Annotated in this window: 14 protein-coding genes; all 14 read right to left on the reverse strand. The window is 64.4% G+C overall.

Annotation, left to right across the window (positions count from 1 at the left end):
* Positions 1-9: 9 nt before the first annotated feature.
* The 14 genes from abaF to B2V21_RS01615 all read right to left on the reverse strand — a co-directional run bounded on the left by abaF (position 10) and on the right by B2V21_RS01615 (position 14,147).
* Positions 10-1,386, reverse strand: coding sequence for a fosfomycin efflux MFS transporter AbaF (gene abaF / locus B2V21_RS01550; RefSeq protein ID WP_286915827.1), 1,377 nt, complete (start codon positions 1,384-1,386; stop codon positions 10-12).
* A gap of 70 nt (positions 1,387-1,456) precedes the next feature.
* Positions 1,457-2,374: a dihydrodipicolinate synthase family protein gene (locus B2V21_RS01555; protein WP_049859261.1), complete on the reverse strand. Its 918-nt coding sequence runs from the start codon at positions 2,372-2,374 to the stop codon at positions 1,457-1,459.
* Positions 2,375-2,469: 95 nt separating this feature from the next.
* Positions 2,470-3,192 carry an amino acid ABC transporter ATP-binding protein gene (locus B2V21_RS01560; protein WP_049859262.1) on the reverse strand — a complete coding sequence of 241 codons (723 nt, stop codon included), beginning with the start codon at positions 3,190-3,192 and terminating at the stop codon, positions 2,470-2,472.
* A complete protein-coding gene (locus B2V21_RS01565; protein ID WP_049859263.1) occupies positions 3,185-3,835 on the reverse strand; it encodes an amino acid ABC transporter permease in 651 nt (216 codons plus the stop codon). The genes B2V21_RS01560 and B2V21_RS01565 overlap by 8 nt, the downstream gene beginning before the upstream one ends.
* A gap of 10 nt (positions 3,836-3,845) precedes the next feature.
* The gene (locus tag B2V21_RS01570) at positions 3,846-4,511 is read right to left on the reverse strand and encodes an amino acid ABC transporter permease (protein ID WP_049859264.1); all 666 of its coding nucleotides are present in this window, start codon (positions 4,509-4,511) and stop codon (positions 3,846-3,848) included.
* Positions 4,504-6,276, reverse strand: a complete 1,773-nt coding sequence (locus B2V21_RS01575) for an aconitase family protein (RefSeq protein WP_286915874.1) — start codon at positions 6,274-6,276, stop codon at positions 4,504-4,506. Before B2V21_RS01575 ends, B2V21_RS01570 begins: the two co-directional genes overlap by 8 nt.
* 10 nt (positions 6,277-6,286) lie before the next feature.
* Complete coding sequence (locus tag B2V21_RS01580) at positions 6,287-7,105, reverse strand: transporter substrate-binding domain-containing protein (protein WP_286915828.1); 819 nt, start codon at positions 7,103-7,105, stop codon at positions 6,287-6,289.
* A 223-nt stretch (positions 7,106-7,328) separates the two neighbouring features.
* Positions 7,329-8,078 carry a helix-turn-helix domain-containing protein gene (locus tag B2V21_RS01585; protein WP_376787084.1) on the reverse strand — a complete coding sequence of 250 codons (750 nt, stop codon included), beginning with the start codon at positions 8,076-8,078 and terminating at the stop codon, positions 7,329-7,331.
* A gap of 70 nt (positions 8,079-8,148) precedes the next feature.
* The gene (locus B2V21_RS01590; protein WP_049859791.1) at positions 8,149-9,405 is read right to left on the reverse strand and encodes an NAD(P)/FAD-dependent oxidoreductase; all 1,257 of its coding nucleotides are present in this window, start codon (positions 9,403-9,405) and stop codon (positions 8,149-8,151) included.
* Positions 9,405-9,638 (reverse strand): 2Fe-2S iron-sulfur cluster-binding protein, encoded by a 234-nt coding sequence (locus B2V21_RS01595; protein WP_286915830.1) that lies wholly within the window; start codon positions 9,636-9,638, stop codon positions 9,405-9,407. The genes B2V21_RS01590 and B2V21_RS01595 overlap by 1 nt, the downstream gene beginning before the upstream one ends.
* Positions 9,631-10,746, reverse strand: coding sequence for an NAD(P)/FAD-dependent oxidoreductase (locus B2V21_RS01600; protein WP_286915831.1), 1,116 nt, complete (start codon positions 10,744-10,746; stop codon positions 9,631-9,633). The genes B2V21_RS01595 and B2V21_RS01600 overlap by 8 nt, the downstream gene beginning before the upstream one ends.
* Positions 10,743-11,687, reverse strand: a complete 945-nt coding sequence (locus B2V21_RS01605; protein ID WP_286915832.1) for a 4-hydroxyproline epimerase — start codon at positions 11,685-11,687, stop codon at positions 10,743-10,745. Before B2V21_RS01605 ends, B2V21_RS01600 begins: the two co-directional genes overlap by 4 nt.
* A 134-nt stretch (positions 11,688-11,821) precedes the next feature.
* Positions 11,822-12,493 carry a GntR family transcriptional regulator gene (locus B2V21_RS01610; protein WP_286915833.1) on the reverse strand — a complete coding sequence of 224 codons (672 nt, stop codon included), beginning with the start codon at positions 12,491-12,493 and terminating at the stop codon, positions 11,822-11,824.
* Between the two features lie 73 nt (positions 12,494-12,566).
* The gene (locus B2V21_RS01615) at positions 12,567-14,147 is read right to left on the reverse strand and encodes a PepSY-associated TM helix domain-containing protein (protein WP_286915834.1); all 1,581 of its coding nucleotides are present in this window, start codon (positions 14,145-14,147) and stop codon (positions 12,567-12,569) included.

The following is a 14,147-nucleotide window of genomic DNA, read 5'->3' on the forward strand; positions in this document are numbered from 1 at the left end:
GCCAACCGCTCAGACCAGTTTGGCGCGCGTTACTTCAGCCTGCTCACGGGCGGCCACGCGTGTGGCCGCTTCGGCGTCCACTGTGCGCAACGATTTGCCCCGAGTTTCTCGGGTCAGGCTGACGGCGATGATCGAGATCACCGCGGCGCCCACCAGGTAAAAGGCGATAGGCGTGGAGCTCTGGTATTTGTTGAGCAAGGTGATCGCGATCAGCGGAGCCAACGAACCGGCAAAAATCGGTGCCACTTGATAACACAGTGAAAGGGCGGTGTAGCGCACGTGGGTTGGGAACATCTCGGCCATCAGCGCCGAGTAGGGCGCATAGGTCATGGACTCGATGGCCAGCCCTAGCGTGATGGCTGCCATGATCAGCCAGTTGTTGCCGGTGTCCATCATCGGAAAGCCGACGAAGCCCCAGAACGCCGTCAATACCGCTCCGGTCAGGTACACCGGTTTGCGGCCGATCAGGTCGGACAGGTAACCCATCAGCGGAATCATGAAAAAGTGCAGCAAGTGTGCGCCGAACATCAGCAGCAGAATCTGCGACGTGTCCTTGTGCACCACCAGCTTGAGGTAGGTGATGGAGAAGGTCACCACCGTGTAGTACAGAATGTTCTCGGCAAACCGCGCGCCGATGCCCACCAACACGGAACGCCAATGGTGGCGCAGTACCTCGACTACACCCAGTTGTTCGGATTGAATCAACGCCTGCCGCGCCTGGGCTTCCTTGAAGATGGGCGCGTCGTCGACGCTGCTGCGGATCCAGTAGCCGATCAGCACGACGATGGCCGACAGCCAGAACGCCACACGCCAACCCCAGGCCAGGAACTGCTCTTCGGAAAGCCCGCTGGACAGCCCCAGCAAAGCGACCGTGGCGATCAGGTTGCCCGCCGGCACGCCTGCCTGCGGCCAGCTGGCCCAGAAACCGCGGCGGTTGTCGGGACAGTGCTCGGACACCAGCAGGATCGCTCCGCCCCACTCGCCGCCGAAGGCAAAACCCTGGATCAGGCGCAACAGCACCAGTAATACCGGCGCGGCGTAACCGATGGTGGCGAAACCTGGCAGGCAGCCCATCAGGAAAGTGGTGATGCCCACGACCACCAGACTCAGTTGCAGCAGCCGCTTGCGACCGAATTTGTCCCCGTAATGGCCGAACACCAGCCCACCCAACGGTCGCGCCAGAAAGCCTACGGCGTAGAGGGCGAAAGCCGCGATGATGCCATCGATAGGGCGGTCGGTCTGGCGAAAGAACAATTGGCCGAAGACCAGCGCCGAAGCCGTGCCGTAAAGGAAGAATTCGTACCATTCGGCGACGGTACCGGCCATGGCGGCCGCTACGACGCGCTTGAGTCCCGCCGGGTTGGTCGCGTTGGAAGAAGTGGACATGATCAGGCTTCCTGGGGGGTGGCTGTGACAGCGGGCCGGGCCTGGCGGATGCGCCTGGCCCGGGCATGATTCAAAGACCGACGTCGGGCAGGGTGGGGCGGTTGGCCAAGGCCTTGGCCATGATGCGCTCGACGAACAGGCGGTCTTCCTCCGGCAGGGCCAGGCGCGGCGGGCGGGTCAGAGCGCTGCCGCGACCCATGATGGCTTCGCACAGTTTGATGCATTGCACCAGGTCCGCACGGGCGTCCAGGTGCAGGATCGGCATCAGCCACTGGTAGATTTCCATGGCCTCGGCGAAACGTCCGGCCTTGGCCAGGCGGAAGATGGTTTCGCCTTCCTGCGGGAAGACGTTGGACATGCCCGACACCCAGCCTTCGGCGCCCACTGCGATGCTCTCCAGGACGACGTCATCGAGCCCGGCGAACAGCACGAAACGGTCGCCTACCTCGTTGCGCACGTCGATGAAGCGTCGGGTATCGCCAGACGAGTCCTTGAAGCACACCACGTTGTCGCAGTCGGCCAGAGAGATGAGGATCTCGGCAGTGACGTCGTTCTTGTAGATCGGCGGGTTGTTGTAGACCATCAGCGGCACGTCGGCATGCCTGGCCACGTAGCGAAAGTGCTCGGCGGTTTCGAAGGGTTTCGAGCCGTACACCAGCGCTGGCATCAACATGACGCCATCGACTCCGGCCTTGCGCACGGCGTTGGCCGTTTTCGCGGCAGCGACGCTGGTGAACTCGGCCACGCCGCAGATGACCGGTACTCGGCCACCGGAGGCGTCCACGGCCACCTCTGTAACCGCGATCTTTTCCTCGGCGGTCAGCGAGGTGTTTTCGCCCACCGAACCACAGACCACCAACCCGGACACGCCGTCGCGGATCACGTTGGAAATCACCTGGTGGGTCTTCTCCAGGTTGATGGAAAAGTCATCGTTGAATTGAGTGGTGACGGCCGGGAATACGCCACTCCAGTTAATGCGCTTGCTCATTAGAATGTCTCCAGGGATTAAGTATTTCGTATACGGTTTAAGTGAGCGGTATTGATGAAGCCGGTTGTTGCAAGTCAGCTATCGCCTGCTTGAGGCTATTTGACCGACTTCAAGAACGCAGCCGTTTCCGGCTGCAAGGGATTGCCAATGACCTGATCCGGGCTGCCGATCTCATGCACCAAGCCGTTGCGAAAGAAAGCGACACGATCGGATACATCACGGGCAAACCGAATCTCGTGGGTCACCAGCACCATGGTCATGCCGTCTTCGGCCAGCATGCGCATAGTGTCGAGCACCTCGCCGACCAACTGCGGATCGAGCGCCGAGGTGGCCTCGTCGAACAGCATGTAGTCCGGCGACATGGCCAGCGCCCGGGCAATCGCCATGCGCTGCTGCTGGCCACCCGACAGCTTGCCGGGAAAGGTGTTGAACTTGTCGCCCAGGCCAACATGGGTCAACTGCTGGACGGCCAGCGCCTCGGCCTGCTCTCGACTCTTGCCCAGCACCTTGCGCGGCGCCAGCATCACGTTCTCCAGCACCGTCAGGTGGGGAAACGCATTCCACTGCTGAAAGACGATGCCAATGCGTTGGCGCAGCCGGTTGAGATCGGTGCTGCGCTCATGAACCTCGACGCCATCGACCCGAATGCTGCCTTTCTGGATCGGTTCAAGGCCATTGATGCACATCAGCAGGGTGGACTTGCCCGAACCCGAGCCACCGATGATCGACACCACCTCACCCTTGCTCACCGTCAGGCTGACGCCCTTGATGACCTCCAGTTCGCCGAAGGATTTGTGTACGTTGTCGATCTCAATCATTTTCCTGCCACCTTCTTTCCAGACGAGCGCCCAGGCGTGCGACTACCAGGCTCATGACGTAATAGATGAGGCCGGCGATGCACAGCACCAGCAGCGGCTCCTGTATGCGCGTGACGATGGTCTGTGATGCGCGCAGCAGTTCGACGATGCCGATCCACATCACCAGTGCGGTGTCCTTCATGACCCCGAGCACCAGGTTGAGCCAGCCGGGGAAGGCCACTCGGGTGGCCATCGGCAGGACGATGTAGCGCAGGTCCTGCCAGTAGCTCAGGCCCAGCGAGCGGCTGGCGCGGCGCACTGACGGCGACACGGCCAGCACGCCACTGCGTACGATCTCAGTGAAGTACGCTGCGGCGTACACACCCAGCACCAGACAGCCGACGCTGAAGGCGCTGATGTTCAGCCCGGCAATGCTTTTGAACGAATTGAGCAGGACGAACTGAATCAGCAGCGGCACGCTGCGGAACACGTCCAGCACCCAGGCCAGCGGCAAGCTGGCGCGTGGCAGCAAAGCCCGCAGCAGGCCACACAGCAAACCGACGAACGAACCCAGCAGAATTGCCCAGAACGTCAGTTGCAGGGTGACCCAGGCGCCGTCGAGCATGTACACCAGGTCTGTCGCGGTGAGGCTGGTAGAGAACATGCGCCGCTCCTCAGTAGCGAAACAGGCGCCAGCTCGACAGTCGGGCGAGGCCGACGATCAGCTTGGCGATCAGGTAATAGAGCACCGCGGCCATGGCGAAATATTCGAAGGTGCGGAAGGTCTTGACGTTGTAGTCCTGGGTGACGCCAGTGAGGTCGTCGTTGAGACCGACCACAACACCCAGCGAGGTCATCAGGACCGCCCAGACCATCTGATTGCTGAGCGGGTAGAACACCACGCGCAGCAATTGCGGCACGATGATCATCCGGTATGCCTGGAACGCGCTCATGCCCAGCGACCGTGCAGCGCGCATCTGCGTCTCGGGCACTGCCTTGAGGCCGCCGCGAAAGTTTTCCGCCAGGTAGCCGGCGTTGTTGAAGGTGATACCGGCCAGCAGGGCCAGCCACGAGCTGACGTGCAGGCCCATCGAGCCCAGGCCGAAGTAAAGGATGTAGATCTGGAACAGCGATGGGGTATTGCGTGCGATCGACACCCAGCCGTCGCCGAAGCCGCGCAGCACCGGGTGGGTGCCGGCGCGCATCACCGTCAAGAGCAAGGCGATGAGCACACCGAAGACCATCGACAGCGCCGCGGTTTCGAATGTCACCCAGGCGCCCTGCAACATGTCGGGCAAGGCGCGCCACGCAGCCCGCCACTGAAAGGTGTAATCAAACATGGTCTGCAGGCTCCGCGAGAGAAATGGGCGACAGCCAGGCCGGTGGTCGACCGCTGCGGGTACCGCTGCACGCGCTGTCGACACACGCGCCCAGGCTGTCGAAGTGAACGCGTCGCCCGACCAGACCCGGTGCGTAATGGGCGTACTTGCCCGAGTTGGTCATCAGGCTGCGGCAGTCCACGGGAACTACCGGTTCACCGAGCATGCACCAGCAGGTGTCGGTGATCAGCGTCGCACCGAAGGCTTCGAGCCCGGCCAGGTGACCTGCCGCGCGGGCCTGTTCCAGCACCGCCCGGCCACAGGTGATGGCCAGCACCACTCCCGGGTGCTTGCGTCGGCCTTGGCAGAGGGCGGCCAGGCGGGCGAATTCGCTCAGGGAGAAATGTGGATTGCCCAGAGAGATCATCCGCACCTGCGTGTCCCGAGCGGTATTGAGTTCCTTCCAGCTTGCGAGGAGATCCTGTGGCGTGATCGACACGCAGGGCAGTGCCTCCGATAACCCGCTCGAGAGGTCCGGGTCCAGGGCTTCGCGGGTGACCCCGGCGATGTGGAACATCGGTGCGGCGCTGGTGGTGGCGAAGGCGGCGCCGAACGCTTTCAGGTCATCCAGGTCAGGATGCTGCTGATGCAGACCGCTGATCCACGGAATACGGCTGCCGCACAGGCCACCGATGTGATAGCCGAGCAACGGGTAGACGCTGTCATCGGCTCCAGCCAGGGGCGGCACCTGAATCTGCAGTTGCGGCCGGCGCCGCTCCGGGAGGTGGCAGCCGATCAACGGCGCGCGGCCGGTCAGGGCGATACAGATATCGAGGTAGTCGGGGTATTTCAAGGTACGTGCGCCGAGCACGCTGTTGGCGTACACCACGGCGTTGGACTCGGCCCACACCACGTGCTCGCCGAGGCTCGGCGCGCTGTCGAGCAGATAGGGCGCGCAGGTGAAGCTCAGTCGCGCGCCCATGGCCATGTACGCATCGCCCAGCGCGCTCGCGGGCTCGCCAAGGGCCGGGTCGATGCCCAGTTCGCGCCAGCGGCGCTGGTCCACCGAGATGGCGTTCAACGTGGTGGGTACCTGCACCCGGGCACCCCATTGCACCAACCGTTCGGCGAAACGCAGGCTGGCGGGACCGGTGTAGATGCACCCATCGATATGCGCCTGGGTAATGTCGATCAGTTCGCGAGCGCCCTGCAGGCGCGCCATGCGCAGGACGATCTGCATCGCCACCTGGGCTGCCTTGCCGTGGGCGCCGTCGAGCAGTTCCTGGTCGCGGCGGCTCAGTTCGATGGCGCCGTCGGCTGTATCGTTTTCGCTTTCGGCTTCGCGAGGCAGCCAAGCGTCATCTGGCGCTTTGCTGTAGAGGCTCAACGATGCGCCGTCGACTCGCGCCCATGGCTGACCGCGCAGCGTGTCGAAGGCGTATTGTCCCACGCACAGCACGGGCAGGGAGCGGCCGAAGAAGTGCTGCGCCACCAGCACTCCCAGGGTGAGAATCTCATCGGGTTCAGCCAGCACCAACGCTGCCGGTGCGTGGGCGTTGCTGATCAGCTCCATCATGACGCTGCTGCCGGTGCAGGAACCACGACTGCCCGGAATCGCCAGAACCCGGCCCGCGACGCTCTGGCCACTTAGAGGATGGTGCCGATCAATGACCTCGCCGCTTGAGGGGTCGACCCCGCCCCAGAAGCTCAGGCCGGTGTCGGCGAACAGCAGGGCGCCCTGCGCGCTGCCATCGATCAGGCAGCGGCCACTGACGATGCCGGGCATGGTCTTCATCTCAGTAGTAGACGTTGGGTACGGTGAGTGGGGTGGGCGCGATCTCGGTACCGACCCATTTCACGAACAACTCGTTGTAGCGGCCGCTGCGCACTTGCTGGTTGACGAACAGGTTGAGGTAGTTGAGCAGCCCGTACTCGGTGCGCTTGGCGCCCAGGGACACGTAATCGATCACGTACGGTGCGTTGCCGGCGACCTTGAGGTTCTTGTATTTACCCGACTTCAGGGTTGCGGCAGCCACCGTATTGGTGACAACGGTGGCCTGGATGTGGCCTTGGGCGACGGCCAGGATGGTGTCGTTCTGCGACTGGTAGGCCCGGAAGCTGCCGTTGCCCCAGCTTTTCACATCCTTCTCAAGGGCGATGGCCTCATAGGTGCCGCTGGTGTTGCCCAGCGCCTTGCCTTTGAGGTCTTCGAAGCTGTTGATGCCGGTGTCGTCGCGGGTCAGCACCACCATCTGGAACGCGAAGTAGGGCACGCTGAGACCGACTGTCTTGGCACGCTCAAGGGTGTCCGAAGTGGAAGCGACGATAACGTCGGCACGTCCTGAGACCAATGCAGGAATCCGATCCGGGAAGGGCGTTTCGACGACTTCGGCATCCACGCCCAGTACCTTCGCCAGGTCATTGCAGTAGTCGACGTCGAACCCTGCAGGTTTGTTGGCACTGTCGCGGAAACCCATGGGCGGGAAGTCCAGCGTCACCGCGCAGCGCAGTTTGCCGGAGCCGATGATGTCGTCCAGTTTGTCAGCCTGGGCGTTTGCCATGAAAGCGGTACTGAGCGCGGCGGTAAAGGCGACGGCAAAAGCAGAGTTTTTCATGGAAGCCTCGACGTTTAAGTGATCGCTGGGATTTATGGAATTTCGTATACGATATTTCAAATGCAACAGGCGTGCCCATTTCGTATGCAGTCCGGCCGAAGCCGTGATAGTCCTCATCCAAAGGGGCATTACGCTGTGGGCAGATGCAGTGATGAGGTGATGACAAGAGAGAGGGTGTTACATAAGGGAGCATCGCCAGGCCGCACTGCCCGCTAACGGAACATCAGCGATGGCTGTCGCGATACAGACTCGGGGACAGGTGGGTGAGGGCGCGAAACTGTCGGCTGAAGGCACTGTGGTCGGTGTAGCCGCAGCGCAGGGCGATGTCGGTGATCGGCAGGTCCTCATCGCGCAGCAGGCGCGAGGCTTCTTCCAGACGCGCCTTGTGAATGAGCTGGCGCGGCGTGAGCTGGAAGATCCGTTTGCAGTGACGCTCGAGCTGTGCGACCGACAGCCCGGCGATTGCGGTCAGCTCCGCGAGGCTGATCGGACGGTGGTAGTGGGCACGGATGTGCGCATCGACCGCCGCCACTTTCTGGAAGGCCGGATGGTTGGATTGCGGCAGTTGCAGGTCGCGGGAGATGCCCGCCAGGCCAACGATCCGGCCCTGTTCATTGTGCAGGGCGATCTTGTGGGTCAGGCACCACACCGGCTGGTTGCCGAAATAGAGGTGCAATTCCAATTGGTTGGCCAGCGCGCGGCCACTGCCCAGCACCTTGCGGTCCTGTTCGGTGTAGAGCGACCCGAAGCGCTCCGGGAACACCTGCTCCGCAGTCAACCCCAGCAGTTGCTGGCCGGTCCTGAAGCCGCAACGCTGCACCAGGGTCGTGTTGACGAAGGCGTAGCGGGCGGCGTCGTCCTTGATGAAGAACACCACATCGGCTAACGCATCGAGCAGTGGCGCCAACGGTTGCAGGCTGACCAGCAGGTCGGGCAGGTGGCAGGGACTGGCAGGAACGACGGCGGCGAGCATGGCGTCAGGCTCCGGAAAGGACGCTCGGAGCATAGTGCCCCCTGCCTGCTGCGCAAAGCTGGAGATGGGATCAAGTAGGCGGGTGGTCGTCGATGCAGAGCAAGGTCGCGATCCGGGCTGGGCTGAACGGCGGGCGGGGTGTGGACGGCTGCCAGCCGAACAGCTGCGCGGTGGCAGCACCACACACCCGGCCCTGGCAGGCGCCCATCCCGCAGCGGGTGGCCAGCTTGGCCTCGCGCCAGGAACCGTATGGTTGAACGGCCGCGTAGGGCACGTCTTCACAGCGGCAGACCAGTGTGTCCGGTTCGCACAGGGTGGCGAGCGCCGGCCTCAGGGTAAATGCACGGTTCAGCACGGCGGCGAAGCCCTGCCAATGGCTGCGTTTCGACCAAAGCCGTGCGGCTGTAGCCTGATCGCCCACCGCAGCGTGCCCAGCGATGCTGCCTTCGACCGAAGCCAACTCGCTGCCGCCGAAACCCGTGCATTCGCCGGCGGCGAAATGGTCGGCCAGGCTACTCGCCTGCCAGCCATCGACGGCAATGGTTCCGGCCTGCAACGCACAGCCCAGGGCCTCCCCCAACTGCGTGTTGGGTACCAGGCCGAAGCCACAGGCCAGGCGCTCACACGGTATTTCCACGATTCGCCCCCGTTGCATCAGGCGCACGCCTTCGAGCCGTTCGCTGCCGAGCGCGGCCAGTACGTAGCTGTCGGTGCGATACACCGCTGAGCCGAGTTGCAGCGCTTGCAGCGCCTTGTGCGGCCAGCGTGGCAACTGCGCTGCGAAGCGCGCGACAGCGCCGGGGCTGGCCTGCTCGGCGATGCGGATCACCCGAGCGCCCTGTTTTTGCGCGGTGTGGGCGCTGGCCAGCAGCAACGGACCGCTGCCCGCGACAACCACACGCTCGCCCGCGATGGGCAGGCCGCCCTTGACCAGAGCCTGCAAACCTCCCGCGCCGGTCACGCCGGGCAGCGTCCAGCCGGGGAAGGGCAGCAACAGCTCACGGGCGCCGGTACACAGGATCAGCTTGGCATAGTCGATGATCCAGCCGCGCTCTTCGTTCTCCACCAGCAAGCGGTAGGGCGCGGGCCGGGCAATCACTCGGGTGGCGGTATGGACCTGCACATTGCCATATCCCTGCAAACGCTCGCGCAGTCGAATCACCTGAGTCGGCAACGCAGCGTGGGGTCCGTCGCGCCAGATTTGCCCACCGGGGGCCGGATTGTCGTCGAGCAGCACGATGCGAGCCCCGCTGGGCGCTGCTGCCAGTGCCGCATGGAGGCCAGCGGGGCCAGCACCGATGATCAGGACCTCGGCGTGTTCGTTCATCATGAGGTGTGCACCTGCATGCCGTCGCGGCAGTGCGTCTGGCACGCCAGACGCCGAGAACCGTCGATGGTGACCCGGCACTCCTGGCAGATGCCCATGCCGCACAGGGGCGCACGCCGCTGGCCGCCGACCGAGGTCCGCGTGCAGCCGTCAGCGGCGATCGCCAGCGCGGCTGCGACACTGGTGCCTGCAGCCACACGCAGTGTGCGGCCATTCACGGTCAATTCAGGCATGGGCACGTGCTCCGAGAAAACGCTGTGGCAGGTACGGTGCTGCGGCCAGCGGCAGCGATTCGTCGAACAGTTGCGCCACCAGCAGGTCGGCGGTCGCCGGCGCGGTCGTCACTCCCAAGCCTTCATGACCCACCGCCAGCCACAGGCCCGGACGCTGTGGATGCTCACCCACCAAGGGCAAGCCGTCCGGGCTGGCCGCGCGAAAACCGGTCCAGGCACGAATCACGTTCATGTCGTTCAGGGCAGGGACATACTCGGCCGCGCGCCTGAGCATTTTGGCGAGCATCCAGCCTTCGACATCAGGCTCGGTAGTGCCGAATTGTCGCGAAGCACCGATGAACAATTGCCCGGTCGGGCGCGGCTGGATGTTGCAGGCCGTAGACGGGCCGCTGGCGGTGTGGGCGCTGGTGACGTAGCCCAGCTCCACCAGCGTGTGGGTAATCTGCGCAGGGTAGCGGTCGGTGATCGCCAGATGACCTTTCTTGGCCTGGACGGGCAACTCGGGGCACAGCTCGGTGGCCTGGATGCCATTGGCCAACAGCACCAGATCGGCGCTCAGCCATTGACCGTCGGCCAGGCGCACGCGGTGGCCGTCCACCTCGATGACCATGGCGTGTTGCTGGCGGATCAAGGGATGGTCGAGCATCCACTGCGCGGTCGCCGGTGCATACACGATACCGTCGCCCTTGATCAACAGACCGCCTTCCAGGCCCTCGCGCAGCAGCGGTTCACGCTCGCGCAGGGCGGTTGCGCCAAGGATTTCGCACGCCTCGCCATGCTCGTGCAGCACCCTGAACTTGTGCTCGGCAACGGCCATTTCCTCATCGTTCGCAGCCAGCCAGAGGGTGCCGTTGCTGCGGTACGCACAGCCCTGCGGCAGCGCAGAGGCCATCTCGCGCCAGCGCCCGAGCGAGTATTGGCTCAGCGCCAGTTCAGCGGCGTTGTCGTCGAGCACCAGCAGGTGGCCCATGCCGGCCGCCGTGGCGCCGGGCTGGCCGGCGTCCAGCACCTGAACGTTCAGGCCACGTTTGGCGAGCGCCTGGGCGCAGGCGGCGCCGACGATGCCCGCGCCGATCACGATGGCGTCGGCCACGGCCTGGGTGCTCACAGGCGAATGCCCCAGGCGAAGAGGTCGTTGCCGTGCAAAATCAGCGTGGCTTCGGCGCTCACATACGCCTGCCCACGAATGGTCGGCACTACCCGCCCATCGGCGCTCGGCTCCAGCGGCTCGTAGGACCCTTCGAACGTGCTGCCGATGACGCTGGCCTGACGCCAGATCTGGCCGGGCTGCAGCTTGCCGTCGGCCGCCAGGCACGCCAGTTTGGCGCTGGTCCCCGTGCCACAGGGCGAGCGATCGTAGGCCTTGCCGGGGCACAGCACGAAGTTGCGGCTGTCGGCGTCATCGTCTTCGGCGAACAATTCGATATGGTCGATCGGGCCGCCGTCTTCACCGCGTATGCCTTGATCCTCAAGTGCCTGCTGCACGGCGACGGTGTAGGCAGTCAGGGCTTCGAGGTTGTCCCCGGCAACCGCCAGCCCATGCTCGGCCACCAGAAAGAACCAGTTGCCACCCCAGGCGATGTCGCCGATCACCGCGCCGATACCCGGCACCTGCAGCGCTACGTCCTTGCGGTAGCGATAGGCGGGCACGTTGCGCACGCTGACCGAACCGTCCTCATGCAATGTCGCCTGGACGGTACCCACTGGGGTTTCGACGGCATGCACGCCCGGGCCGATCCGGCCCAGATGCGCCAGCGAGGCGATCAGCCCGATGGTGCCGTGGCCGCACATGCCCAAATAGCCGGTGTTATTGAAGAAGATCACCCCTGCGCAAGCGCTGGGGTCCACTGGTATGCACAACAGCGCGCCTACCAGCACATCGCTGCCGCGCGGCTCCAGCACGCAGGCGGCCCGCCAGGCATCGTGCCGTTCGGCCAGCAGTTGCCTGCGCTCGGCCATGGTGCCCGTGCCGAGATCCGGGAAACCCTCGATCACCAGACGCGTGGGCTCACCCCCGGTATGCGAGTCGATCACTTCAATGCGGTTCATCGGGCCACCTGTCGAGTTGGTTCAGTGAACCTTAGGGTGGCGCAGATGAAGCCGTCGGGCTTGAGCGATTTAGCGCATGCCGATGACGAATTCGGCATAGTGGCCAATTTTATTGGCCGGTTCGCAAAACGAATTCAACGCGCGCTCGGCAGGTGTTCGAAGAGGGTCTGGCAGACCCCGGCAATGTGTTCGTCGAGCAGGCGCACGGCACGTTCGACATCGCCCTCGCGGCATGCCTGGAGGATCTCCCGGTGCTCGTGGTCTGCGCGATCCTTGCCGGCCGACAAGCTCATCTGCATGCGCAGGTAACGCTCCAGCTTGTCGTTGACCGAGCGAATCAGGCCCACCAGGAACGGACGCTGGGCGGGCTCGTACAGGCAGACATGCAGCTCCCAGTTCAGCTCTGCCCAGCGACCCACGTCGTCTTCACCGATGAACTCGCGGCAGATGCTCTCGGCGCGGGCAAAGGTCGATTCGGTCATGTTCGGGATGGCCAGGCGCAGCACTTTGTCTTCCAGCAGCATGCGCACCTCGAACAACTGCGCCAGCTCGGCGTCCGACAACCGTGTGACCATCGCCCCGCGATTGCGCTGGAACATCACCAGGCCTTCGGCTTCCAGACGCTTGAGCGCTTCGCGAACCGGGATCTTGCTGACATTGAACTGGCGCGCGATGTCGTCCTGCCGGATCGGTTCGTCCTCGGCAAAATGCCCGGCGACGATCGCGTCGCGCAGGTGCCGGGTGATGATCTCCGAGGTCGAGGGGGAGTTGCCGAGGTCCGGCGCGTTGAGTTTGGTCTGGGCCACGTCACTGGGTCATTCGAAGGATTGAGCGTATAGGGTATACGCTTTTTCCCCGCTTGAATCGGCATCCATCGGCCTAGCGCACCAAGCCCTGGCGCAACCGGTGCCGGCGCAGCTTCACCAGGATATTTATCAGCAACGCACCAAAGCCCAGGCACACCGCTTCCACGCTCGCCCGTTGCCAGTCGCCGACGCGTGCGTAGTGCCACAACGCCTGGCCCGTGGTCCATTGGTTGAGCAGCGGCAGGCACAGACACAGCAGCGCGGTCAGGCCCAGCTGCTCGGTCCATGCGCGCAGCCGCGGCCTACACAGGGCGTGTAACAAGGTTGCCGCCCAGATCAGCACAAAGGCGCGTATTTCCCACTGAGCACGGTCCGGTAACTCGAACGGCAGCAGGCGGTTGGCGTAGAAGTAACCACAGCACGCCATCCCGATGCCGACGCTGCACGCCACATTGAAAGCTTCGACGCAGTGGTAGAAGCGTCGCGTAGCATCGCCAAATTCGTGCTGGCCCTTGATGCGTCTCTTGATCGAGAACAGCAGCGTACCTGCCACCATCATCGATGTGCCCAGCAGGCCGCTGGCGAAGTACACCCAGCGCAGTGCCCAGCTGCCGAAATCGGCGAAGTGCAGGGAGCGCACCACGCCTTCGATCCGGGTACCCAAGGACAGGCTGGCCGGGTCTGGCCGCCGGACCTGCAACACGCCGCCGCTGGCCGCGTCGAACAGCACGCTGGCCTGGGGCGTGAACAGGTGGTCTGCAGGCTGCCCCGGGTCCGCACGGCCGATGATGCGTAGGCTCGCATTGGCTGAGCCTAGTGCATTCACCAGCAGCATCTGTGCCGGTTGCCCGGTGAGCGTACGCGCCTGGTCCAGCAGCGCTGCCCAGCCCGGCGCAGCGCCGGTCGGCTGCGCCACGGGGCGGACCACGGTCGGTTCGGCGGCGAGTTCGGAAGTGAACCGTGCATAGGCGCCATCGTCCGAACCGTATACCGCTTGCACGGGCCAGGGCATGTAGCTGTTGCCGAAGATGGACAGCCCGGTGTAGGCGATCATCAGCAGAAACGGCAGGGTCAGTACGGCCGCGGCGTTGTGCGCATCGAGCCAGGCACGCGGGCCGGTACCGGGCCGGAAGGTAAAGAAGTCGGCGAAGAGGCGCCGGTGGATGACCACCCCGGAGACCAGCGCCACCAGAAAGCCGACGGTCAGTGCGCCAACGATCCAGAACCCCAGCACCGGCAGTTGCAGCATGTAGTGGAACGACATGAAATGTCGCCCCCCTTCGGTCTGGCGCAGCGCTGCCGGGGGTAACGGCGTGCCGGTCGCAGGATCGAGGGCGATCTGCCGGGTGCCGCTGCCGTCCCGCCAGAGCAGGCGTACCGCTTCACCCGGATGCGCCGGCAACTGCACCCGCCACAGCCGTGCGCTCGAGGCATGTGTCGCGAGGTAGCGCTGCGCCTGGGATGCGGCCAGCCCTTCGTTCACCCAAGCGCCAACCTCGGACGTGGCGAATGGCTGCGCCTCCATCCAGCGCGTGATGGGCTCGCGGAACACGCTCAGCGAGCCGGTGAGGAAGATCACGCACAGCACCCAGCCGCACACCAGGCCACACCAGGTGTGCAGCCAGGCCATCGACCGGCGCAGCGAGCCCTTCAC

Origin of the sequence: Pseudomonas sp. UBA6276 (genome assembly GCF_002438365.1) — a bacterium.
Classification (GTDB): Bacteria; Pseudomonadota; Gammaproteobacteria; order Pseudomonadales; family Pseudomonadaceae; genus Aquipseudomonas; species Aquipseudomonas coleopterorum.

Bases quoted from the DNA above. Each gene is read 5' to 3' on its own strand.
- abaF (WP_286915827.1), bottom strand. From the start codon at position 1,386: ATGTCCACTTCTTCCAACGCGACCAACCCGGCGGGACTCAAGCGCGTC.
- B2V21_RS01555 (WP_049859261.1), bottom strand. From the start codon at position 2,374: ATGAGCAAGCGCATTAACTGGAGTGGCGTATTCCCGGCCGTCACCACT.
- B2V21_RS01560 (WP_049859262.1), bottom strand. From the start codon at position 3,192: ATGATTGAGATCGACAACGTACACAAATCCTTCGGCGAACTGGAGGTC.
- B2V21_RS01565 (WP_049859263.1), bottom strand. From the start codon at position 3,835: ATGTTCTCTACCAGCCTCACCGCGACAGACCTGGTGTACATGCTCGAC.
- B2V21_RS01570 (WP_049859264.1), bottom strand. From the start codon at position 4,511: ATGTTTGATTACACCTTTCAGTGGCGGGCTGCGTGGCGCGCCTTGCCC.
- B2V21_RS01575 (WP_286915874.1), bottom strand. From the start codon at position 6,276: ATGCCCGGCATCGTCAGTGGCCGCTGCCTGATCGATGGCAGCGCGCAG.
- B2V21_RS01580 (WP_286915828.1), bottom strand. From the start codon at position 7,105: ATGAAAAACTCTGCTTTTGCCGTCGCCTTTACCGCCGCGCTCAGTACC.
- B2V21_RS01585 (WP_376787084.1), bottom strand. From the start codon at position 8,078: ATGCTCGCCGCCGTCGTTCCTGCCAGTCCCTGCCACCTGCCCGACCTG.
- B2V21_RS01590 (WP_049859791.1), bottom strand. From the start codon at position 9,405: ATGAACGAACACGCCGAGGTCCTGATCATCGGTGCTGGCCCCGCTGGC.
- B2V21_RS01595 (WP_286915830.1), bottom strand. From the start codon at position 9,638: ATGCCTGAATTGACCGTGAATGGCCGCACACTGCGTGTGGCTGCAGGC.
- B2V21_RS01605 (WP_286915832.1), bottom strand. From the start codon at position 11,687: ATGAACCGCATTGAAGTGATCGACTCGCATACCGGGGGTGAGCCCACG.